Genomic DNA, 21,468 nt, shown 5'->3' with positions numbered 1-21,468 from the left:
CATCCAGTGGAATGACTGGAATACCAATGGTAGTCTCGAGCATGGCCTCAATCCATGACCAAACGTCTCGATCCGTTGCTGCATCGTCCGAGTTGTTGTCACCGGGCAACGGTTTCAAAGTTGGCAAGGCGAATGCATTACCGCTTCTTTGCCAGGAAAACGGCAAGGACCCCTTGTCCGATGTGTTGCAACGGATCAAGCTGACGGGAGCCGTGTTTCATCTGGTTGACGCGACGTATCCGTGGGGTGTCGAGGTTCCGCCCGCGCGAAAGTATGCCTCGATCATCCTGCCGAGTGCGCAGCATGTCGTGTCTTACCATATCATTCTGAAGGGTTCGGGCTGGGCCATCGTTCCCGGTATGGCAGCCATGCGATTCGAGGCCGGCGACATACTTGTTCTGGCACGTGGAGAACCTTATTCGCTGCTCAGTTCGCCAGAGCAGGAACCCGAATATGATACGGAGGCGACGATAGCCTTCTTCCAGGAATGGACCGCTGGCCGTCTGCCTTTCGTCACTTGCGAAGGGGGTGGCGGTGAAGGTGGAGCCGAATATCTGTGTGGATTTCTCGGTTGTGACAGGCGACCATTCAAGCCTGTAGTCTCTGCCTTGCCGCCGCTGCTACGCGTCAGACAGACCGCCGGAAATGACCTGCTTGAACGTCTTCTCGAGCTCACACTCTCGAAAGCGCATCTGCCACGGGCGGGTGACGAGGCCGTTCGCTTGCGCCTCTGTGAGCTGATATTCCTTGAAGTGCTGCGTCTGTGTATGGAAACCTTGCCGGTGTGGGCGACGGGATGGCTGTCGGGTCTGCGCGATCCTCAGATCGGCAAGATACTATCGTTGCTGCACGAGCGCCCGGCAGAAGCCTGGAATCTGCAGGAACTGGCAAGCCAGGCTGGCATGTCGCGGTCTGCCTTCAGCGCGCGATTCACTCATCTTGTCGGGTATCCGCCAATGCAGTATCTGACGACCTGGCGTATGCAGCTTGCCGCAGATTTGCTTGCCGATGGATCATCGAAAGTGGCGGCCGTTGGCCGTGAGGTCGGATTTTCTTCCGAGTCGGCATTCAGTCGAGCTTTCAAGAAGGCGTTTGGCGTATCGCCGGCCCAGTGGCGATGTCATGCAAACCCACAGGCCTGATCGCGATAGCAAGACAGTGGGCTATACGGTATTGCCGCAATGAAGAGGACGGACCATGAACATCTCGGCACCACTGCCGCGACATTGCGGCAGGACGATTCTTCGTTCATTCAGTGAAGCGGATCTGGAACGTTTTCAGGCGTACCGAACGGATCCGGAAGTTGCCCGTTATCAGGATTGGGAGCAGATGACGGACAACGAGGCTCTGGCGTTCTTTCGAGCCACGAATGCCACCGAGTTTCTGTTGCCGGGGTGCTGGACGCAAATAGCAATAGCTGAAGCGTCGAGCGGGCAACTGATCGGAGACGTCGGTATTCTGATTGCTGCTGACGAGAAAGAGGCCGAGATCGGATTCACTCTGCATCGTGCTTACCAGAAGCAGGGACTGGGCAGAGAAGCGGTAGGCGAGGCAATACAGCTGATATACGAGCAAACGAGAGTGGCGAGAATCATCGGTGTGACAGATGACAGAAATCTTGCATCGGTCAGGTTGCTGGAATTCCTTGGTATGGACAGGGTCGATTCGAAGCAGGCGGTGTTTCGTGGTGAGCATTGTGTCGAGCTTAGCTATGCCCTGTATCGAGGAAGCGGTGCAACAGACACGCCGAACCGATGAATTCCAGAGCCTGGCTGTGGATTGCATGATCGTTTTTCGGGTCAAGTGTGTCTGGCAGGGTGGATTCCCTTCCGGGCAGGGTGCATCAGGAAGTGTATGGAGCCATAGTTGTAATAAATATGGATTCTCTCCTTTATGCAGTCGCGTACGCAGCCGACCGGTGTGATGAAAGCCGAGAGAGTTATTCATCCTGACTCTGTCCGTTTTCCGAGAGGCAACTACCCCATGCGTCATCCGCGGTACACTACGAACGATGACAACTTGATACCCATCAGTCCACGGCAGGAGATCAGAGATGCTGGCAACACGTCTGTTCGACGTTGGAGATATACGTACAGTAGAGGTGCCAGAGCCGGTACCCGGTCCGGGCGACATTGTTGTCAAGGTCGAATCCGCAGGCATCTGCGGCACTGACCGTCATCTGTTCAAGGGCGAGTTTCCATCGGTTGCCGGTACCACGCTTGGCCATGAATTCTGTGGCATCGTGGTGGATGCAGGTAGCTCGACACTGGCGCCGGGTACTCGAGTGACCTGCGACCCCAATACCTGGTGTGGGTCCTGTTTCCATTGCCAGAAAGGTCGGGTGAACCTGTGTTCCAACAATCTGGCCACCGGTATCGGACGAGACGGAGGCTTTGCGGAGTTCTGCGCCTTTCCCTCACACAAGGCGCATGTGTTGCCTGATGACCTTGACCCCTTGTTCGGTGCATTCTGTGAGCCATTGGCTTGCACACTGCATGGGATGGATATCGGTCAGGCCTGCACCGGTGAGCGTGTGTTGGTCATCGGTGGGGGGGTGATCGGACTGCTGGCCGTTCAGCTGGCAAGTCTCGCTGGCAGCGACGTGATGCTGATGACGCGTACCGAAAGCAAACAGCAGTTGGGCTGTACACTGGGTGCGCGTTTCGTAGCCGATTCGGAAGAGGAGGTCCGACGCCAGTGGCCAGAGGGGGCTGATCTTGTTCTGGAATGTGCGGGTGTCAGTGAAACAGTCGCCATGTCCCCACGGCTGGCTCGTGCCGGTGGTCGCGTGGTGATACTCGGTGTGCTGCCAGATGGGGCCAAGGTGTCGATCGAGCCGTTCGACATGCTGTTTCGCGAAATACAGATGCATTTCAGTTTTCTGAATCCCTTCACTCATGCACGAGCCGCTCGGATGATTGCTGAAGGGGTCATAGATGTATCGCCATTGATCTCACGCAGAGTGTCCTTGCAGGAAGCTCCGGATGTCATCGCCAATGCGGCGGCTGCGGGTGAGGTGCGAGCCATCGTGGTACCGGCCACATGAACGGGGAGAACCATGACGGTAGCATTGACGTCGAATTCGAAGGCATGCCGTCCATTCGGCTGGAATCCTTCAAGTCGATGGATGAGGCAGGTATGCTCGAGCGCCTGGCAATAGCAACCAGACGCAGGCGATTTTCACTGTTCAGGGACTGGCAGATCGAACTGGCGGATGTTGATTATTCCAACGAACTCAACGGCATCGTCGAAGTTCCAGCCCGCGATGGTGACGAAAAGACGATCGTCTTTGATGGGGCTTCGATACCCATGCCCTGGCTGGTGAGTCTGCTCACTGTTGGCATATTGCGCCCCTTGGGGGTCATGCTGGTGGGTTCCATCGTGCATGACTATGCCTATCAATACGGCAGCCTGCGAATATCGAAGGACGGTGGCAATACCTTCAAGGATATTCCCCTGTCACGACACCGGGCAGACAGACTGTTCAGGGATATCGTCGGAACCGTCAACAGGCTGCCCTTCGTGGGCTATATCGCGTGGTTTTTCGTTCGGATCGGTTGGCTCTGGGTCAGATACAACGGCAAGCATTTTGGTGGCAAGCCGCCGCTGGTCGAGTTTTCCGTGCTACTGCTGTTGATGACAGGCGTATGGTGGGTGTACACCGTGATGGGCTTGGGCCTGACGTTGATTGCGTTCTCCAGCGTCTATGTGGTTCTGTATATCGCGAGTATCGCCATTGGCAGAAAGCGACGGCGCCGAGTCTGAGCCCGGACGGTTAGTTACTCTTGTGGTCCGACTGTAGCGGCACTGACTGCTGAGGCCGACCAGGGTGTCTGTTGGCATAGTCTCGTCGCGGGCTCCCTGACTCGATACGGTTGGCTGGCCAGGGCGGGAATATTTACCCTTCCCGGCATGCTCCCTGGCCCGACGGTATCCTTGCCGACGAAAGAGTATGAACAGAACAGGCGCGATGTCATCGACGGGTGATCGTCAGACGATATCGATGCAATTCCGGATAGTCGTGCAGTTCGTGCGAGCCTTGCGGGGCAAGACCACGACAGGTCGGTATGCACGGCCTCGCAGTTTCATCCGCAACCTTTGTTGATTGGAGATACGATGAAAATCATTGGCATAGTGCTCAGCGCTCTGGCGCTGGTGAGTTGCACCGGCTTGCCCCGTAATGTGGAGCCTGTAAAGGAATTCGATGTCGACCGGTATCTTGGCACCTGGTATGAAGTCGCGCGCCTGGATCATCGGTTTGAACGTGGCTTGAGTCAGGTGACGGCCGAATACGCGCTGCAAGATGACGGTAGCGTGCGTGTCACGAACAGGGGCTACAAGGAAGAGACTGGGGAGTGGAGTGAGGCTGAAGGCAAGGCCGTGTTTGTCGATGAAGAGGACGTGGGTCATCTGAAGGTGTCGTTCTTCGGTCCGTTCTATTCATCCTATGTGGTGTTCGAGCTGGATGACGAGGACTACCAGTATGCGTTTGTGACAGGCCATAACCGGAAATACCTGTGGTTTCTGTCACGCACACCGGAAGTCAGTGACGCATTGAAAAGCCGGTTTCTGCAACAGGCGGAGAATGCCGACTTCGATACCAGCGAGTTGGTCTGGGTAGCACAGTAACGACACTCTCAGCCTCATCATCCGAACTGGAAGTTTGACACGCTGATACCGCCCATGAAATCCGTCTGGTGATAGACACGTCGGGCCTTGTCCTGCCTGGCAGCCCCTGTCGCCACCATCAATGGCAACAGGTGTTCTTCACGCGGATGGGCCTGACGAGCCGAGGGGGCCGATTCCCATTCGGTCAGCCTGAGTTCGCGCACCTCAGCGTCTTCTTCCGTTAGTGTTTCGTGTACCCAGTCATCGAAGTTTGCCGATACCTGGTGGGCGGAAGGGCCGAAGTGTCGAAGGTTGTGATAGCTGAGACCGCTGCCAATGATCAGAATGCCCTGGTCTCGCAGGGGTGTCAGTACGTGGCCCAGCGCCAGATGCTCGCGAGAGTCGAGTCCTTCCTTGAGTGACAGTTGCACGACCGGTATGTCCGCACCTGGGTAGGCCACCGCCATCGGGCAGTACATGCCATGGTCGAAACCTCGTTGTGCATCCAGCTGCGCTGTGAGTCCGGCCTGATTCAACAGCGCCCGCACCTGTTTCGCCAGCCAGGGTGCGCCGGGTGCGGGGTAGCTGATCGAGTAGGTTTCCTCCGGGAAGCCATGGTAGTCGTAGATCATGCCAGGGTGCTCGGCGCTGCTGAGTGTGAACTCGGGTGCTTCCCAATGCGCCGATATCATCAGAATGGCGTCGGGTTGTTCGCCGATGAGTTCCGGCATTCGCTGCAGCGCCTTGCGCAGTCCCGCATAGTGATGTTGCTGGCTGTCCATCCACGGCCAGGGGCCGCCTCCGTGCGAGATGAAAAAGGTGGGCAGTCTCATGACCGAGTGCTCCCGTGTGCCTGAGCAATGGCGGCGTCGAAGGAGAATCGGCCAGCGCCCTGGAAAAGGAGTGCGATGGTGACGGCGAGTAGTGAGAGCGCGAATTCGTATCCGTTGTTGCTCATGAAAAGACCGTTGCCGATGTGCACGGTCATGATGGCCATCACCATGGTGAATGCCAGCCCTGCGGCTGCCGGACGTGTCAGTAAACCGATGATCAGTGCCAGTCCGCCGAAGAACTCGGTACCGCCGGAGAGTAGGGCCATGGTGTAACCGGGGCTCAGTCCGAGGGATTCCATGAACTGTCCGGTGCCTTCCAGGCCATAGCCGCCGAACCAGCCGAACAGCTTCTGGGCGCCATGGGCCATGAAGATGATGCCGATGGGCAGGCGCAGTGCGAGAGCGCCCCAGCCGGCTCGAGTGTCGAGAAGCGTGTGAATCAGGCGATCTTTCATGGGTGTCTGGTCTCTGACGGATGTGGGTGTCTGTTGTTCGATGTTCATGGGTGTCTGGTCTCTGTCGAATGTGGGTGTCTGCTGATGTGTGTTCATGGGTGTCTGATTCCGGATATCTGAATCGGGGGGATGTTGGGTGTCTGGTCTTGTGTGTTCATGGGTGTCTGCTGAGGGGGATTACAACAGTTGCGGTGGAGTGAATAAACGTGCTGAAATCGGATGGTTTGTTTACTGATGTGCAACAGTTGAAATGACGGATGTTCTGACGGGAATGCGGGTGTTTGTGACGGTTGTCGACACGGGCAGCTTTGCCGCAGCGGCGGAGAAACTGGATCTGTCTCGCGGCATGACCTCACGCTACGTTGCTCAGATGGAGTCTCATCTGGGCGTGCGCCTGCTCAACCGCACCACGCGCAAGCTGTCGCTGACAGGTGTCGGGCAGGATTACTACCAACGTGCGGTGCAGGTGCTGGGGCTGGTGGAAGAAGCCGAAACAGCGGCGACCTCTGAGACGGCTCAACCGCGAGGGACGCTGCGTATCAACGCGCCACTGTCATTCAGTGCATTGCACCTGGGGCATGCGATTACCGAGTATCTGCAGCGTTTTCAGGATGTGCAGGTGGAGTTGTCCCTGGTGGATCGAGAGGTCAAGCTGGTGGAGGAGGGCTTCGATCTGGCGTTACGCATTGCCAACGAGGTAGACCCGATGTTGATTGCCAGACCCCTGGCTCCGGTGCGCGTGGTGGCTTGTGCTTCGGCACGGTATCTGGAAACGCATGGAATGCCTGAGCATCCACGGGATCTGGCTCGGCATAATTGCCTGCGCTATACCAATACAAGAAACAGTGACGAATGGCATTTTCATCGTGGCCCGGAGCAATGCCAGGTAGCCGTTCAGGGGAATCTGCAAGGTAATAACGGTGATGTTCTGTGCAACGCGGCAGTGGCCGGACTGGGGGTGGTATTGCAACCCACCTTCATGGTCTATCAGCTATTGAATAGCGGCGCATTGCTGCGAGTGCTGGACGGTTGGGAACCTGAGCATCCGACCCTGAATGCCGTATATGCCAATCGGCGTTTCCTGCCATTGAAAACACGCAGCTTCATCGATTTCCTGGTGGAATACTTTGCCGGCAAGCCGTATTGGGATGAGGGTCTGTGAGGAGCGTGTGTCCGATGTCGGTGGACGGTGATGGGTGTGGCAAGAGCGTCAGACTCGCGGTGCGCTTGCCACAACTGAAAAAAAGATGGCTGGTCAATGACCAGCCAAAGGGGGTCGTTCGGAATTGATCAGGGTGTCGCTGGAAGACTCAGCGCAGTTGCAGCTTGTATTGAAAGAACATGACAGCGTTGTTTTTCTGATCGGCGAAATCAACCGCTGGTGAGCCACTGATATTCAGCACCGAGCGCCTGCTCAGTTTGACTTCCAGCGCAGGGAAGGGAAGCAGTTTGGTTTCAGGCTCGGCGTTTTTCTTGAATTGCTTGTGTACGACGGACGCACCGACGAGAAAGCGTACTCGTCCGGCGATGACTGAGCGCGTCGCGTAATTGATGCCGCCGTAATAGGACTGAAAACCGAAGCTGTCCGACAATGTACCTGCGTGCCAGCCGAGCTTGCTGCTGGGTGAATACTCCCAGCCGACACCCGGAGTGAAGGCATTGCGATCATCGAAGTTTTCGAAGTGCAGCGCGAGGGTGCTGAGTACCAGATAGCCGTTATCGGCCTTGGCGGATGTGCTGGCGATGAACAAACCGAACACCAGTACCAGGATTGAATTGAATTTGAAAATCTGCGTTTTCATTGGTCTTCCCCGAGTTCTTTGCTGATCTGAAGCCAGCTTTAAAGAGACGTTGCTCGACTTGCGTCAACAACATGCCGCGAACTGTACTCAAGGGATAAACTCGCTGCAAATGCGTCGGGGAAAACCATTTATTTCAGTGTAATCAATGAGTTGAGAGCAATTTAGTAGCGCCGAGAAATTGACATTCCGCCAGGATCGATCGTAAGTAGCTGTTATTCAATGATTTTTTGCTGATTGTCTGAAGACTCAGCCATGTCATCAAACCGAGAACCGGTCTGAAGTTTCCGGCAAGGTATTGAAAATCCTGTGATATGGCTCTCTCAACGGCAGCGAGCTGTTGCTGCGTCAACATGATTCAACGAGTGCTCACACCGTCTGATTTCACTCAGACAGGCTTGCTCGCGAAGTAGAGGGACGCTTCGCTGTTGTTTTACCGACAACCTTTGTATATTGATGCTCTTGTGTGGTGCATTCGGGCACTGCGGGGAAGGGCATGAGCAGGCGATTACTGTAGTCGCGAAACCAACGGGTGCTGGTACAGCCTGCCGATAATTCACAACAGCAGACGAGGGGAATCATGATCACCATTACGATCAATGGAGAAGAGCATCAATTCGATGGCGATCCGGAGATGCCATTGCTCTGGTACGTCAGGGATGTTCTGGGTCTGACTGGCAGCAAGTACGGGTGTGGCAGTGGATTATGCGGTGCCTGCACCATGCACATGGATGGAAAGTCCGTGCGCAGTTGCGTTGTTCCGGTACAGGCGGCCGACGGTCTGTCGGTCGTGACGATAGAAGGACTGGATCCGGATGGCAACCATCCTGCCCAGAAGGCATGGCGTGACTATAACGTGCCACAGTGCGGCTTCTGTCAGGCGGGTCAGATCATGCAGGCAGCCTCCCTACTGGCACAGAACAGCGAGCCGACGGATGAGGAAATCACCGTACACATGACGGGCAACATCTGCCGTTGCGGCTGTTATCAGCGCATTCAGGCTGCGGTCAAGGCGGCAGCTGTCGAGCAGGCATCCAAGGGGGCATAGATCATGTTGAAATACATTGATGAAGAGATGCAGGCGACCAGAGCCGTCTCGCCGATTAGCGCCACTGGTCGATATCGTGTCGAGAATGTCAGTTCACGCCGGGATTTTCTGAAGACCCTGGGTATCTCCGGAAGTCTGGTCGTAGGCTTGCAGCTGTTGCCGAGTGCTTCTGCTCTGGCATTCGATCCCTACCCGACCGGGGCGGAAGACATGCCGCACAAGACGGTGACCGACCCGTCGATCTTCGTGGCCATCGACAGTGGCGGTGGTGTGACACTGGTCGCCCATCGCTCGGAGATGGGTACCGGCTCTCGCACCAGTCTGCCGATGGTCATGGCCGATGAGATGGAAGCCGATTTCGCACGGGTCAAGGTCATTCAGGCAGAAGGCGACGAGCCCCGTTACGGCAATCAGGACACCGACGGTTCGCGCAGCCTGCGACACTTCGTGCAGCCGGCACGACAAGTGGGCGCGGCAGTACGGCAGATGCTGGAAGCAGCCGCTGCCGAACAATGGGGCGTGCCGGTGGCGAGGGTCAGGGCGCGCGATCATGCGGTGCGCATGCTCGATGGTGAAGGGCCGGAGGCGCGAGAATCGGGTGAACGTCTGAGCTATGGTGAACTGGCCGAGGCGGCCATGGCCATGCCGGTACCCGGCTTCGAGGCTCTGACCTTCAAGACCGATGAGCAGTTTCGGTATATGGGCAAGGGCGAGATCCCGATGGTGGATCTGCATGACATCACGACCGGCAAGGCGATCTATGGTGCTGATATCCTGCTCGATGGCATGCAGTACGCCGTCGTTGCGCGGCCACCTGTCGTCGGGGGGACGGTCAAGTCCATGGATGCCAGCGAGGCATTGAAGGTGGCTGGTGTCTCTCGGATAGTGGAACTGGCCGGCTCCATTCCTCCGGCAAAGTTTGCTCCGCTGGGTGGCATTGCCGTGGTCGCCGACAGTACCTGGGCGGCCATCAAGGGTCGTGAGAAGCTGATTGTCGAATGGGACAGTGGTCCGCACGGCTCGTTCAACACACCGGCTTACGAAGCCGAGATGAGAGCCACGGCTGCCAATCCCGGCAAGGTTCTGCGCTCGCAGGGAGACCCGGAAGCAAGCTTTGCCAATGCCGCGAAAGTGGTGTCGGCCGACTATTATCAGCCACATATGGTCCACGCGCAGATGGAACCACTGGTCGCCGTTGCCTCGTTTGCAGAGGGTGAACTGGAAGCCTGGGCGCCGGTACAGAGTCCGTACGGCACACGTCAGGATCTGGCCGCCATGCTGGGGCTCGAAGAGGACAAGGTCAGGGTCAATGTCACGCTGCTTGGCGGTGGGTTTGGTCGCAAGTCCAAGTGCGACTTTGTTCTGGAGGCCGCTTTGGTCTCGAAGGAAGTGGGTGCACCGATCAAGTTGCAGTGGACGCGTGAGGATGACATCCGGCACGGCTTCAATGCCACGACCTCTGTCGAGCGACTGGAAGCTGCCATCGATGAGAATGACAAAGTGGTCGGCTGGCGGCATCGCTCGGTCTCGCCAACCATCTTCTCCACCTTCATGCCTGATCCGGGGTTCGCCAGTGCAGTGGAAACCGGTATGGGACTGGTCGATTCACCATTGGATATCCCCAATCTGTCGATTGAAGTGGGGGAGGCGATGGCCCATACCCGAATTGGCTGGTTTCGTTCGGTATCAAACGTGCCACATGCCTTCGCCACGCAATCGTTCATTGCCGAAGTGGCCGATTCGCTGGGACGTGATCCGAAGGACATGCTGCTCGAGTTGATCGGGCCGGGGCGTATCATCGACCCCAAGGCGACGAACATGCCCGACGATCTGTGGAACTATGGCGAGCCCTATGAGGAATTCCCGAACGATACCGCGCGTCTGCGTCACGTGATCGAGCTGGCTGCCGAGAAAGCCGGTTGGGGCGGCTCCTTGCCCGAGGGGGAAGGTATGGGCATTGCGGCACACCGCAGCTTTGTCAGCTATGTTGCCAATGTGGTCAGAGTGAAGATCGGTGACGATGGCATCATCCATATTCCCGAAGTGCATACCGCCATTGACTGTGGTTACTGCATCAATCCGGAGCGGGTGCATTCACAGATGGAAGGGGCCGCGGTCATGGGTGCCACACTTGCCATGTACTCCGGGATTACGTATGAGAACGGTGCGGTCAAGGAGTCGAACTTCCACGATTACCCGGTAGCCAGGATCACATCCTATCCGGAGCGTGTGCACACGCATATCGTCGATCATCCATTCTCGGTGCATGCCACGGGAGTGGGAGAACCAGGAGTACCGCCATTTGCCCCGGCGTTGGCCAATGCCCTGTTTGCAGCGACTGGCAAGCGGCTGCGCGATCTGCCATTTGGTGACAGAGTAGGCTGAGTAGAGATGGACGATCCCGGCTGAGGCGCCGAGCCGGGATCGCTCGAATTGACTATCTTCAGCTACCCTGATTGAAGTCACTTTAACGTCATTTGCCATGAAAGACCTGCTGCTGTCCAGCTGGAAGATCCGATGAACACTCTGGTGCTGATTGTTGCACTGTCTTTTGCAGCATTCTGGTCACCCATGGCACCGGCCGAAGACTCTGACGAGGCGATGCAGTCTTCATCCTCACAGCGGAAGGTATCTCGTCAGGCGGTATTGGGTATCGACATTGCGCTCGTCGATGATGCGATGGGCATTCCCGTGCCACGCAGGGCCGGTTCCTATGCGACGACCGGCAAGTTCTACGGCCGCAATGCGCCGGTGATGCTCTTTCTGACGCTTCTTGCCTACAACGACCCATCGAGGGTCGACAGTGCGGGCGATTCGGTAATGGACCGTGCCCTGGAGCATCTGCACTCGGCGGTATCGGTCGAGGTGCACCCCTTGTGTCGAGGTGGGCATGCATCGTGGTTCGATATGTATGTGCCGGTTGCACTGGGCATCGCAAGGCAGGCGCCAACGTTTTGGAGCACTTTCAGCGACGATGAACGCCAGCGTGCAGATCTGCTGATGCGGCATTGTCTGCATGCCGCAAACATCTTCCTCAATACAAATTCAACACTGAATGAGCGCTCCAGTGTTCTGGTGGATATGGCAGTGACGGAATCCGGTTCATTGCCGAACCAAAGCGCTTCCTTTCACGCCTATGGTATTGGTGCCTATCTCTATTTCGGGGGTTCTGACGGTATGACGAAGGTGTTGGCGTCGTACGATGTGGACAGCTTCCGCACTGCACTGCGCAAGATGGCGTTTGATGATATTGCCGAGCTGTACGACAATGACATGCTGCAGCGCCTGCTTGCAGGGGATGCCATCAGCCCGCGAGCAAGACCTGATCCGCAGGGTGTCCGAAAGCCGCTGCTCTTTTTGAACACGCTTTCGTTGGAACGCTCGAATCCGGGGGAGGAGCATCCTTACAAAGGGGCAGACCCAATACCGGCGACGCCCGCAGGCATCTTTCAGCGCTGGGGACATGAATTTGCAGTGGGGGCAATGCCTCGGGGGAATGTCGGGCCGGCGAGCAATGGGCTGTGCAAGGGTGCGGACATGGGCTTGGCAAGTGGAAAGATGCCGTATGAAGGAGAGGGGAAAGGCATGCCCTACGAGCTGAACGCACGTTCGTCGGTGAGCGGCCCTCACACACGCTCCTCATGGGATTATGCGGCGTGGGGCATGCAGTCATACACGTATCTGTTTGCTGCACTTTCCTTGACAGGCTATTGGGATGAGGAGGATGCCAGGCACCAGAAGATCATTGAACGAGCGCGCCGAGCCACAGAGATCTGGCGCTACATTGGTGAGCATGGATGGCTGAGTAGTGCAGGCCCGCCGGGGCAGGTCTGCACCACTGCACATGGTAATGCTCATGAGAGCTTTGGCGGCAACCATTGGGCGCAGGGCTTGATGGATGGCTTGTTATCGGATCAATGGTCGTTTTTTCACGAACCTCTGGTTCCCTGACAATGCAATGCTGGTCGAGTACGACAGCGTTCTAACGGTTTCTGCCGAACAGATTACCGGTCTTGCCGGTCGTGCCGGATTCGATGGCGAAGACGCTACCGGACAATGGTGCTTCCGCCAGCTGATCATCACTCAATCCTACTCTGGCACTTGTCACAAAGAGTGTGGAGCCATTCTTGCCTCCGAATGCACAACTGGTGGGTCTGTGTACCGGAACCCTGACGATGCGATCGATGCTGCCATCCGGTGCATAGCGAATGACGCAGGCTCCATCCCACTGAGCGCTCCAGACATGACCTTCGTCATCCACGGCCAGACCGTCCGGGACGCCGTCGCGGGAAGCGTCAGGGGCCACGAATACCTGGCGTTCTCCCAGCGTGCCGGTATCGGCATTGAAATCGAAGCGGTAGATGGTTGCCTTGCCCGAATCGGTGAAGTAGAAAGTGCTTTCGTCATCATTCCAGCCCAGACCATTGCCAATGTCGATGTCATCCAGCATGCGGGTGATTGTGTGATCCGGATCGATTCGCCAGAGCGAGGCCTGGCCCTTTTCGCCTTTCATGGACAGAGAGCTGGCCCACAGGCGACCGTGTGAATCGCATTTGCCATCATTGAATCGATTGTTCGGGCGATCCGATTCAGGTTCGGCGATGGGATTCAGGCTCATGTCGGCGTTGATCGTCAAGATCCCTGATTCGCTGGCCGCGATGAAGCCACCTGAACATGCCGGAACCACGACGCCGGTCTGTTCCGTCAGCGACCGACGTTGAAGTGTCGTGACATCAGGGTCTCCCGATGGACCGATGGCAAATGATTGGAGGGCCGGGTTGACGATATCGACCCAATAGAGTGTCTGTTCGGCCTCGGACCAATGTGGGCCCTCGCCCAGTTCATCACTGCCGGCCATTGCCACCGTGACACAGTCATCACAGGCCAGTTTCTTCCCATCAATACTCATAGTTGTGCGCAAAGTTGAGCGGACATTCCCTGATCGACCAGCATATCGCTACCGGTCAGGGCCGATGCGGCGTCGGACAGCAGAAATACCGCGCAGTTTCCGACCTCCTGCACCGTATTGTAACGGTTGCTGGCATGCCAGCTGCAAAACATGGCTTCTGTTGCCGGATCACTGGCGGGACCGTTGGCGATGGCTTCGGTGCGAGTCAGGCCAGGGCTCAACGAGTTCACCCGAATACCGTGTTGTCCAAGGCTCCATGACATGGAGCGACTCATCGCGACGATTGCGCCCTTGGTGCCGGCGTACATCTCGTAACCCGCGGTGCTGGCGCCTGCATGATTCGAGGCAATATTGACGATGCTGCCGGGGTGTTCGGCGCTCACCATGCGGCGGGCAACGGCCTGCGACATGAGAAACACCGAACGCTGGTTGACTCGCCACAAGGTCTCCAGATCTTCCAGTGACATGGACAGGAAGGAGTCGGTAAGGGTGACGCCGGCATTGTTGACCAGGCCATCTATTTGGCCGTGATCTGCGATGACCGTATCCAGCCAGGGTTCGATGGCCTTGCTGTCAGCGACGTCGAGTTGACGGCAATCGATGCCATCGCGTTCCGGAAACGACATCTTGTCTTCCAGCGTTCCGACCACCACACGGGCACCGGCATCGTGACAACATTCCGCAATTCCGCGGCCAATCCCAGCGCCTCCGCCGGTGACGATGATCAGCTTGTTTGCAAGTTCACTACTCATGACAATGACTGTGTGAAAGTTTCAGGTTGAGTGTCGCCAATTGCTACTGCACGCCATGGACTATTTGACAGCACCTGCCGTGACCCCGGATACGATGCGACGCTGAAAGAAGATGAACAGCACCAGCAAGGGCAGAGAACCGAGTACCGCAGCGGGGAACAGGTCGGAAGGCGACAGATTGTGATTGCCGACAAAGCGGTAGACGCTGATCATGACGGTGAATTTGCTTTCATCGGTGAGCAGCAGCAGCGGATAGGTGAAGTCGTTCCAGACCATGAGCATCACGAACAGAGACAGGGTTGCGGTTGCCGGGCCGAGAAGTGGTCTTATGACGTGCCAGAAGATACGAAAATCCGAGCAATTATCCAGCTTCGCAGCCTCTTCCAGTTCCACTGGAATGCTGCGGATGAAGCTGGTATAGAAGAAGACGGCGAGCGGCAGATTCAAGGCCGTGAAGGCAAGTATGAGACCGGTATAGGTGTCCAACAGGCCGATGTCCCGAAAAATGACATAGATGGGAGTGATGGTGACGAAGTTCGGGGTGGACAGTCCCAGCGCCATCAGCAGCACCAGGGCTCGCGCCAGACGATTGGTTCGCCTGGCAAGTGGATAGGCGGCCAGCGCGCCAATGAAGGACACCAGCACGGTGACCGACAAGGTGATGCCTATCGAGTTGAGCACGCTGCGCAGATAGTTCATTTTCGACAGGGCATTGATGTAGTTGCCGAAATCCAGGCTGCCCGGCAGCCCCAGTGGATTCTGTGTGATCTCGGCGCCGCTCTTGAACGACATCATGAGCATGTAGATAACCGGCAACAGCATGAAGGCAACCAGTATCAGGGCCATCGCCGAGAGCAGCCAGGTACTGACATGACGTTTCAGCTTCATGTGATGTCCTCGCGTGATCGTAGATAGCGATTCTGAACGTAGGCCACCAGTACCACCAGGATCAACATGATGATGGACAACGCACTGGCGAATCCGAACTTGTATTTACCGAACAAGGAATCGATGATGTGCAGGCTCAGTGTGCGGGTAGCTCCATCCGGTCCCCCTCGGGTCATGATGAAGGGCAGCTCGAAGGTCTTGAGCGTACCGATGGTCGAGAGCATGATGTTGATCGTGAAACTCGGTGCCAGCAGCGGTACCTCGATGTGACGAAAGCGTTGCCAGCTGCGAGCTCCCTCCAGTGTGGAGGCTTCCTCCAGATCGGAAGGAATGGCCGCATAGCCTGCCAGAAAGATGGCCGTGGTGTAGCCGGTGAACATCCATATATGTGCAAAGGCCACGGCAATCAGTGCCGTGTTCGGATCACCAATCCAGTTGTGCTGCAGGCTCTCCAGCCCGATGGCTGCCAACGCCGAATTGAGCCCACCGTTGAATGGCGAGTAGATGAACTGCCAGACATAGCCAACGATGACGAAGGACATCATGGCCGGGGTGAACAGGGCCGCCCGACACAGATTTCTGACGGCAGGCAGGCGGTGCAGCAGGGCTGCGAAGAACAGGCCAAGAGCCGTCTGCACGACAACCACGATGACGGTAAACAGGATGGTTGTCGTGAATGCATCCAGATAACGCGAACGGGTGAATATCCGCTCGTAGTTCTTCCAGCCCACGTCGTTGGCGATACCGACTCCGGTGAAGTCGGTAAAGCTCAAACGCAGCGATAGCAGTATCGGATAGACAAAGAAGGCTCCGATGACCAGTATCGCTGGTAACGTGAACAAAAAGATGCGATAGCGTCTCAGGGTTCGCACGGGATTCTACTGGTCTTCGACGATTTCGTCCCAGCGGGACAGTACGTCGGCAGGGTCTTTGTCGAGATTCAGCAGATAGCCCGTCATGCTGTCGAAGATTTCCGATTCAAGCGGCTTGGGCCATTCGAGCACGCTGAAGGGAAACATGATGGTGCCACCGTTGTCTCGCGAAGCATTGTAAGGGGCTGCGACTTCGGAAACACCACTTTCGCCATCGGTGAAAGGACTGTAGGCAGATTCCGACACCAGCATCTGGTGCAGATTCTCATTGTCGGTAAAGAACTCGACGAAACGACTTGCAGCCTCGGGCTGATCCGACTTGGCGGCAATCGACCAGCCGATACCGAACAGATCAAGTGCGACACCGGTGTCCTTGTTCGAAGGGATGGGAGCGAATACAAAGTCCAGGCTGTCGTTTTCCGAGAAGCTTTTGATGTTCCACGCACCCTGCGGCATCATGGCAAAATTGCCTGCCTTGAACTCTGACAGGGCCGTTGACCACGGATCCAGGCCCGCCTGCATTTGCGCATCGAAACAACCGGCGTCTTCGAGTTCCGGGAACGTTTGCAAAGTGCTGATGAAGGCATCGCTATCTTCAAACAATGCATCACCGGCACCGAGTGAGGCAGCTTCACCGGGTCCTCTCTCCAGTCCATTGGCAATGGCGTAGAGCGGTGCCGAGAATCCACCATTGAAAATCATCGGTTTGATGCCGGCAGCCTGAAGTTTGCCACAGGCATCCTTGAGGGCGTCGATTGTCGTGGGGGCTGCATCGATACCTGCCTGTTTGAGCAATCCCATGTTGACGAAGTTGCCCATGCCGATGACTTCCAGGGGCATGATGTGAACCGCATCGCCTGCACTGATTGTCTTCTGCAGTGCCGGAGACAGGCGCTCGAACCAGTCGCCCTTGTCGATCGGAGCCAGCAGACCGGCATCACCCCAGACCTTGACCAGAGGCATGTCCGTCATCATCACATCAGGCGGGTTGTCGCCCTGTACCCGGGGTGGCAGCACGATGTCGGTATCGGTTCGGCTGATGTACGAAAAGTCGATCTCTATGTCCGGGTTGGCTGCTTCGAATTGTTCGATGAGCTGTGGCAAGGCGGCAGGTTCCGCATCGTTGCCTTTCCAGGCAGTGACTTCAAGGGTCACCGCCTGAGCGGCTGGCACGGTCAGTAGTGCGCCGACACACAGCAAGGAAGTCGTGGTGGGAATGAATCTTTTCATGGACGCTGTTTCTCCTGATTGGCAGCAGTGCAGTGAAGTTCAAGCACAAGAAAATAATACACGATCTGTATTTGATGGTGCACGATCTATTGTCATTGTTATTTGATCGATGCGAAATGTTTCCACTTTCTCATTTGCACTTGTGAACCGATAGCAAGTAGACGGCGTGAAAATTGTCATTGATGCGTATGTGTCGGAAATGTGGCGAATCTGAATGGGCGTGAACGTGAACCGCTGGTCGCATCCGCAGGTCGTTGGAAGGTGTACTCGCGCGTTCTTGTAGAGGCCTGAGTGTCCGTGGGTGTCCGGAATGCCTGGAAGTGCTCGGGAATGCTCGGGAATGCTCGGGAATGCTCGGAGTGCTCGGAGTGCTCGGAGTGCTCGGAGTGCTCGGGAATGCTCGGGAATGCTCGGGAATGCTCGAGGGTGCTCGTAAATAGTTGAGCCTGCCTGGTCGACTGGACTCCTCGGGAAGCCAGATCATTGACCACTTTCCGAGATGGTTGGCGAGCGGTTTGTCAGTTTCTCAGCCCACGTCGTGCGCGCAGGCGAGCCTGAAGAGGGCGCGCCAGTTGATTGTGTGAACTCAATCGCAGCTTCCCTGGATCCTTACGCCGTTGTAAACGTCGTGCAAAACCGGTGACAACTCCGGAACCGAGACTACTGCTCCATGACGACACGGTCGTGTCTTGTAAGGGGCTGCCCCCCTGCAACACGCGATCCGGTCTGCTGAACCCGCTTGGCGGTGCAGCCCTTGGAGTTGACTGAACAGTTCTCAATCAAGGGTCGCATTTGCATTAACAGGAAAACTTTCACGACTGGTCGATGTTCGGTCTGGCAGTTTTTCAATGCGGCATGCAGCAAGACCGTGCAGTGGTAGAAATTGACGCGGGATGAATGCGGTGAAAGAACAACAAGAACAAGCAATACAAACGGTAACGGCCTCGGCAACTGGAAAAGTTCTTGCCGAATCCGCTGTAGCGCCCAGTGCAGCGACAGCAACTGAAGTGGGTGGTGGTCTGGTCTCCGGCATTCTCCGACTGTTGATGCTTGTTGCTCTGCTGCCGGGGCTGGTCGGCAATGCCCACGCGAGCCATGAATCGATTATCGAGCCGGAAAATACCGGCTGGTCGTTTCAGTTCGATAACGATGTATTTGTCGGCGGCAACAAGGACCAGGACTATACGGGAGGCTTTGCCGTGACCCTGTCCGGACGTCGTGCGGAGAACTACCGTTGGTCGCCTGCGGCGCTTCGGCGTTGGGCTGATCACCAGCTTGGCGTGGAGGATCGCCTGATGGAGAATTCCGAGCACTACTCCAAGCATGCGCTGGAATGGGGGGCGGCTTTGTTCACGCCAAACGACATCACGTCGGCTGAGGCCAATCCGAACGACAGACCCTACGCTAGCCTGTTCTTCCTGAACAGTACCGAGCAGACCATCTTCCCGCAGCGATCACTGTCCCTGAAATCCAGTCTGACCTTGGGTGTCCTGGGCCTGGATTTTGCCGACAATCTGCAAAGCGGGATCCACAAGGTGCTGGGGAGCACACAACCGGAAGGCTGGGAGAACCAGATCTCATCCGGTGGAGAATTGACTGCCCGCTATTCGCTCAGTTTGCAGAAAACAGCCTTTCTGCAACGTTATTCCAACGGTCTGACTCAGGAATTCAACTGGACTGCCGAGGCAGATGTCGGGTTCACCACCGGTTTCGGTGGTGGGTTCAACTGGCGATTCGGGCGAATCGGAACTCCCTGGTGGACATTCAACCCTCACCAGTCAGAATATCTGAACCTGGGGTCGAATATTGCCTCCGGCGTAGAGGCTACCAGCACCAGGGAACGTTATATCTATGTTGGTAGCAGTGTGAACGTGAATATCTACAACGCGTTTCTGCAAGGGCAGTTCCGTGATAGCGCTGTTCAGGCTGACAAGAATGACGTGTTGCCCGTGAGTGCAGATGCCTGGGCAGGGGTCAGTGTCGAGGTGGTGCCAAGCTTGCATGTCGAGGGCTTTGTCCGGGCTCGTACTCGTGAGCTCGACAGACCGGATGCACGTGCCCCGACCTGGGCCGGGTTGATTATCCGTCGGACCTTGTAATCTTCATGCTGCCCTCTGCCGAAAGGGGGCGCGCCCTTTGGTTTCTCAGGAGCTGACACCGAACTGGGTCCTGACGCGTCCTCGAATTTCCTCGACAGTCTGATAGGCTCCAATCAGCAGGCGTTTGCGGGTTTCGCCTATTTTCACCAGCGGCATTGAATCGCTCAGTGTTTCGCCGCGACTGGTCTGGTCGACGTGCCAGCTGAGGCGCAGGTCGGCGAGCAACCCGTAGGCAACGATACTCTCCTGCGCGGTGTCGTGTAGCAGGGTGTCGTTGTCGCGTAGCCATGCCAGGCGCTCCGTGGTACTGGATTGTTCCAGCCAGCCGTTGCCGAGGCAGAACAGGCGTGCGACATGCGTCACCAGGTGTGTGCCATGGAGCTTGAGGTTCAGGGCCGCTCCTTGACCGTCGTTGTAGCCTTTCAGACGCAAGCCTGGAAAATGACGTAAAGGCAAGGCTGGCACCATCGCCTCGCGAGCCAGGGCAGCCAGAAAGTGACGCCTTTCCCGCACCATCTGCACCAATTCGGTCTTGAGTTCACTGCACAAATGGCCAGCACCATATATGGAGCGGCAGTCCATCAGTGCGCTGGTCCACAGGAATCGCACTTCATCGGCATCCGACATCCAGTCCTGGACCGCAGTCCCCCAGCCACGAACCGTGTTGCGCATCAGTGGGTTGCGGGCCATGATGTTGGCTTCACAGACGGAAATTCCTGCAATACCCAGCATCTCGTTGGCTTGTGTTGCCAGACGGGCCAGCCAGGCATCGGCCTCTGCCAGTGTCGGGCAGTCGAACACGATGGCGTTGTCCTGATCGGTTCTCAGCCCCATCTCGCCACGTCCTTCCGAGCCCAGAGACAGCCAGCACCAGGTCAGGCCTGCGGGCTCTGGATCCAGACGGCTGCGCACGATATCGAGTATGCGAACGGTCATGGCGTCATTGAAGCGAGTGTTTATCTGTAGCAGGTCCTCTGCGCGCACGCCACGGCGATACAGGGTTACGATCATCTGGTCTGCCGCCTTGCGCAGTTTGTGCAATTCCTCTGCACTGTCAGCCTGATCGACCCGACGACGCAGTGCGGTCGGGCTTGTCAGCAAGACACGCGCAAGATCGGTATCACTGATGACTCCCTGCAATGCGCCGGCATCATCCAGCAGGACCAGATATCGCCAGTTTCTGCCTTCCATCGCCATCATGCCTTCGAATACGGACGCACGTGCTCGTATCGTCAGAGGATCGGTTTTCATGATGCTGGACACGGGGCCATCCGCCGAGAGACCAGTGGCGACGACCTGGTCGCGCAGATCTCCGTCGGAGATGAGCCCGACGGGTCGATCATTCGATTTTATGACGATGCAATCGGCGTCTTTTCTGGACATGATTCTGGCAGCATCTCGTATCGACATGTCAGGGGCGCACACTGGTACCGAGCCTTGGTCCAGTTCCACCAGGCGTTGACCAAACAGGAAGTGGCTTCCGGCAACATCATCGAAGGCTCCCATTTCGCGTTCGAAACGTCGCAGATCCGCCTGAAACCAGGCGGCGAATACCGGGTGACGAGAAAACATGGCCTGCAGCGACTCATTCCTGATTTCCAGGATCTCGGCCAATCGGGAGATCTCCGCCCGATAGGGAGGCGGCATCTTCCTGAGCATGGCGAAATGACCGAACACTTCCTTGGCTCGCAAGTGCCGAACCGTCATGTGCTGTTCCGACTCGACCAGTCGGACCCGACCCGAGAGAATGACGAAAACCGATGGGGCGGGGGTCGCGGATTCTTCATCGATGACCCTGTCGCCAGCTGCCAGTGTGTACAAGGTGGCGCTGTCGCAGAGTTCCGTCAGCGAAGCTTCCGGCAAGCTGTCGAACGGCGTGACGTGCCGTAACCTGGCAATGATGCTGTGCGGCGCGGGCACGCTGTTGGTCATGAGCGTACCCGGTCAATTCGATCAGGGTTCACTGCCCGATAGA

At 56.9% G+C, this 21,468-nt stretch carries 19 protein-coding genes; 10 read left to right on the top strand and 9 right to left on the bottom strand.

Annotation, left to right across the window (positions count from 1 at the left end; translation table 11 throughout):
- Positions 1 to 41: 41 nt before the first annotated feature.
- The 5 genes from ACUNV4_RS24435 (at position 42) to ACUNV4_RS24415 (ending at position 4,629) form a co-directional block, all read left to right on the top strand.
- Positions 42 to 1,142 carry an AraC family transcriptional regulator gene (locus ACUNV4_RS24435; protein ID WP_430881260.1) on the top strand — a complete coding sequence of 367 codons (1,101 nt, stop codon included), beginning with the start codon at positions 42 to 44 and terminating at the stop codon, positions 1,140 to 1,142.
- Positions 1,143 to 1,197: 55 nt separating this feature from the next.
- A complete protein-coding gene (locus ACUNV4_RS24430; RefSeq protein ID WP_430881259.1) occupies positions 1,198 to 1,758 on the top strand; it encodes a GNAT family N-acetyltransferase in 561 nt (186 codons plus the stop codon).
- A 295-nt stretch (positions 1,759 to 2,053) separates the two neighbouring features.
- A complete protein-coding gene (locus ACUNV4_RS24425; RefSeq protein ID WP_430881258.1) occupies positions 2,054 to 3,046 on the top strand; it encodes an alcohol dehydrogenase catalytic domain-containing protein in 993 nt (330 codons plus the stop codon).
- The gene (locus ACUNV4_RS24420) at positions 3,043 to 3,765 is read left to right on the top strand and encodes a DUF1353 domain-containing protein (RefSeq protein WP_430881257.1); all 723 of its coding nucleotides are present in this window, start codon (positions 3,043 to 3,045) and stop codon (positions 3,763 to 3,765) included. The genes ACUNV4_RS24425 and ACUNV4_RS24420 overlap by 4 nt, the downstream gene beginning before the upstream one ends.
- Positions 3,766 to 4,116: 351 nt before the next feature.
- The gene (locus tag ACUNV4_RS24415) at positions 4,117 to 4,629 is read left to right on the top strand and encodes a lipocalin family protein (protein ID WP_430881256.1); all 513 of its coding nucleotides are present in this window, start codon (positions 4,117 to 4,119) and stop codon (positions 4,627 to 4,629) included.
- A 17-nt stretch (positions 4,630 to 4,646) separates the two neighbouring features.
- On the opposite strand, the gene ACUNV4_RS24410 is transcribed toward ACUNV4_RS24415, so the two are convergent.
- Positions 4,647 to 5,441 (bottom strand): DODA-type extradiol aromatic ring-opening family dioxygenase, encoded by a 795-nt coding sequence (locus tag ACUNV4_RS24410; RefSeq protein WP_430881255.1) that lies wholly within the window; start codon positions 5,439 to 5,441, stop codon positions 4,647 to 4,649.
- Positions 5,438 to 5,896 (bottom strand): DoxX family protein, encoded by a 459-nt coding sequence (locus ACUNV4_RS24405; RefSeq protein WP_430881295.1) that lies wholly within the window; start codon positions 5,894 to 5,896, stop codon positions 5,438 to 5,440. Before ACUNV4_RS24405 ends, ACUNV4_RS24410 begins: the two co-directional genes overlap by 4 nt.
- Before the next feature lie 250 nt (positions 5,897 to 6,146).
- On the opposite strand from ACUNV4_RS24405, the gene ACUNV4_RS24400 reads away from it, so the two are divergent.
- Positions 6,147 to 7,058: a LysR family transcriptional regulator gene (locus ACUNV4_RS24400; RefSeq protein WP_430881254.1), complete on the top strand. Its 912-nt coding sequence runs from the start codon at positions 6,147 to 6,149 to the stop codon at positions 7,056 to 7,058.
- Positions 7,059 to 7,206: 148 nt separating this feature from the next.
- Here the strand turns inward: ACUNV4_RS24400 and ACUNV4_RS24395 are convergent, their stop codons facing one another.
- A complete protein-coding gene (locus tag ACUNV4_RS24395) occupies positions 7,207 to 7,698 on the bottom strand; it encodes a hypothetical protein (protein ID WP_430881253.1) in 492 nt (163 codons plus the stop codon).
- A gap of 577 nt (positions 7,699 to 8,275) precedes the next feature.
- Between ACUNV4_RS24395 and ACUNV4_RS24390 the strand changes: the two genes are divergently transcribed.
- From ACUNV4_RS24390 to ACUNV4_RS24380, 3 genes are all read left to right on the top strand, one after another.
- The gene (locus ACUNV4_RS24390) at positions 8,276 to 8,743 is read left to right on the top strand and encodes a (2Fe-2S)-binding protein (protein WP_430881252.1); all 468 of its coding nucleotides are present in this window, start codon (positions 8,276 to 8,278) and stop codon (positions 8,741 to 8,743) included.
- A 3-nt stretch (positions 8,744 to 8,746) separates the two neighbouring features.
- A complete protein-coding gene (locus ACUNV4_RS24385; protein ID WP_430881251.1) occupies positions 8,747 to 11,128 on the top strand; it encodes a xanthine dehydrogenase family protein molybdopterin-binding subunit in 2,382 nt (793 codons plus the stop codon).
- 186 nt (positions 11,129 to 11,314) lie between these two features.
- Positions 11,315 to 12,694, top strand: a complete 1,380-nt coding sequence (locus ACUNV4_RS24380; RefSeq protein ID WP_430881250.1) for a hypothetical protein — start codon at positions 11,315 to 11,317, stop codon at positions 12,692 to 12,694.
- A gap of 31 nt (positions 12,695 to 12,725) precedes the next feature.
- Here the strand turns inward: ACUNV4_RS24380 and ACUNV4_RS24375 are convergent, their stop codons facing one another.
- From ACUNV4_RS24375 to ACUNV4_RS24355, 5 genes are read right to left on the bottom strand one after another with little or no spacing between them, the layout of a single operon-like run.
- Positions 12,726 to 13,652, bottom strand: a complete 927-nt coding sequence (locus tag ACUNV4_RS24375; protein ID WP_430881249.1) for an SMP-30/gluconolactonase/LRE family protein — start codon at positions 13,650 to 13,652, stop codon at positions 12,726 to 12,728.
- Positions 13,649 to 14,404, bottom strand: coding sequence for an SDR family NAD(P)-dependent oxidoreductase (locus tag ACUNV4_RS24370; protein WP_430881248.1), 756 nt, complete (start codon positions 14,402 to 14,404; stop codon positions 13,649 to 13,651). Before ACUNV4_RS24370 ends, ACUNV4_RS24375 begins: the two co-directional genes overlap by 4 nt.
- 60 nt (positions 14,405 to 14,464) lie before the next feature.
- Positions 14,465 to 15,292, bottom strand: a complete 828-nt coding sequence (locus ACUNV4_RS24365) for a carbohydrate ABC transporter permease (RefSeq protein ID WP_430881247.1) — start codon at positions 15,290 to 15,292, stop codon at positions 14,465 to 14,467.
- A complete protein-coding gene (locus ACUNV4_RS24360; RefSeq protein WP_430881246.1) occupies positions 15,289 to 16,164 on the bottom strand; it encodes a carbohydrate ABC transporter permease in 876 nt (291 codons plus the stop codon). Before ACUNV4_RS24360 ends, ACUNV4_RS24365 begins: the two co-directional genes overlap by 4 nt.
- A gap of 6 nt (positions 16,165 to 16,170) precedes the next feature.
- Positions 16,171 to 17,394 (bottom strand): ABC transporter substrate-binding protein, encoded by a 1,224-nt coding sequence (locus tag ACUNV4_RS24355; protein ID WP_430881245.1) that lies wholly within the window; start codon positions 17,392 to 17,394, stop codon positions 16,171 to 16,173.
- A 902-nt stretch (positions 17,395 to 18,296) separates the two neighbouring features.
- On the opposite strand from ACUNV4_RS24355, the gene ACUNV4_RS24350 reads away from it, so the two are divergent.
- Complete coding sequence (locus tag ACUNV4_RS24350; RefSeq protein WP_430881244.1) at positions 18,297 to 19,493, top strand: lipid A-modifier LpxR family protein; 1,197 nt, start codon at positions 18,297 to 18,299, stop codon at positions 19,491 to 19,493.
- 45 nt (positions 19,494 to 19,538) lie between these two features.
- Here the strand turns inward: ACUNV4_RS24350 and ACUNV4_RS24345 are convergent, their stop codons facing one another.
- Entirely contained in the window at positions 19,539 to 21,425 is a 1,887-nt protein-coding gene (locus ACUNV4_RS24345; protein ID WP_430881243.1) for a DUF294 nucleotidyltransferase-like domain-containing protein, read from the bottom strand.
- Positions 21,426 to 21,468: the final 43 nt, after the last annotated feature.

The organism is Granulosicoccus sp. 3-233 (assembly GCF_052681095.1).
Note: the sequence above shows the minus strand (reverse complement) of the source record. Positions and strands in the feature narration are given on the sequence as shown.

Excerpts from the sequence above, each read along its gene's own strand:
- ACUNV4_RS24415 (WP_430881256.1), top strand. The coding sequence starts at position 4,117 with ATGAAAATCATTGGCATAGTGCTCAGCGCTCTGGCGCTGGTGAGTTGC.
- ACUNV4_RS24375 (WP_430881249.1), bottom strand. The coding sequence starts at position 13,652 with ATGAGTATTGATGGGAAGAAACTGGCCTGTGATGACTGTGTCACGGTG.
- ACUNV4_RS24385 (WP_430881251.1), top strand. The coding sequence starts at position 8,747 with ATGTTGAAATACATTGATGAAGAGATGCAGGCGACCAGAGCCGTCTCG.
- ACUNV4_RS24390 (WP_430881252.1), top strand. The coding sequence starts at position 8,276 with ATGATCACCATTACGATCAATGGAGAAGAGCATCAATTCGATGGCGAT.
- ACUNV4_RS24370 (WP_430881248.1), bottom strand. The coding sequence starts at position 14,404 with ATGAGTAGTGAACTTGCAAACAAGCTGATCATCGTCACCGGCGGAGGC.
- ACUNV4_RS24405 (WP_430881295.1), bottom strand. The coding sequence starts at position 5,896 with ATGAAAGATCGCCTGATTCACACGCTTCTCGACACTCGAGCCGGCTGG.
- ACUNV4_RS24410 (WP_430881255.1), bottom strand. The coding sequence starts at position 5,441 with ATGAGACTGCCCACCTTTTTCATCTCGCACGGAGGCGGCCCCTGGCCG.
- ACUNV4_RS24420 (WP_430881257.1), top strand. The coding sequence starts at position 3,043 with ATGAACGGGGAGAACCATGACGGTAGCATTGACGTCGAATTCGAAGGC.
- ACUNV4_RS24345 (WP_430881243.1), bottom strand. The coding sequence starts at position 21,425 with ATGACCAACAGCGTGCCCGCGCCGCACAGCATCATTGCCAGGTTACGG.
- ACUNV4_RS24395 (WP_430881253.1), bottom strand. The coding sequence starts at position 7,698 with ATGAAAACGCAGATTTTCAAATTCAATTCAATCCTGGTACTGGTGTTC.
- ACUNV4_RS24365 (WP_430881247.1), bottom strand. The coding sequence starts at position 15,292 with ATGAAGCTGAAACGTCATGTCAGTACCTGGCTGCTCTCGGCGATGGCC.
- ACUNV4_RS24435 (WP_430881260.1), top strand. The coding sequence starts at position 42 with ATGGCCTCAATCCATGACCAAACGTCTCGATCCGTTGCTGCATCGTCC.
- ACUNV4_RS24430 (WP_430881259.1), top strand. The coding sequence starts at position 1,198 with ATGAACATCTCGGCACCACTGCCGCGACATTGCGGCAGGACGATTCTT.
- ACUNV4_RS24400 (WP_430881254.1), top strand. The coding sequence starts at position 6,147 with ATGACGGATGTTCTGACGGGAATGCGGGTGTTTGTGACGGTTGTCGAC.
- ACUNV4_RS24355 (WP_430881245.1), bottom strand. The coding sequence starts at position 17,394 with ATGAAAAGATTCATTCCCACCACGACTTCCTTGCTGTGTGTCGGCGCA.
- ACUNV4_RS24380 (WP_430881250.1), top strand. The coding sequence starts at position 11,315 with ATGGCACCGGCCGAAGACTCTGACGAGGCGATGCAGTCTTCATCCTCA.
- ACUNV4_RS24425 (WP_430881258.1), top strand. The coding sequence starts at position 2,054 with ATGCTGGCAACACGTCTGTTCGACGTTGGAGATATACGTACAGTAGAG.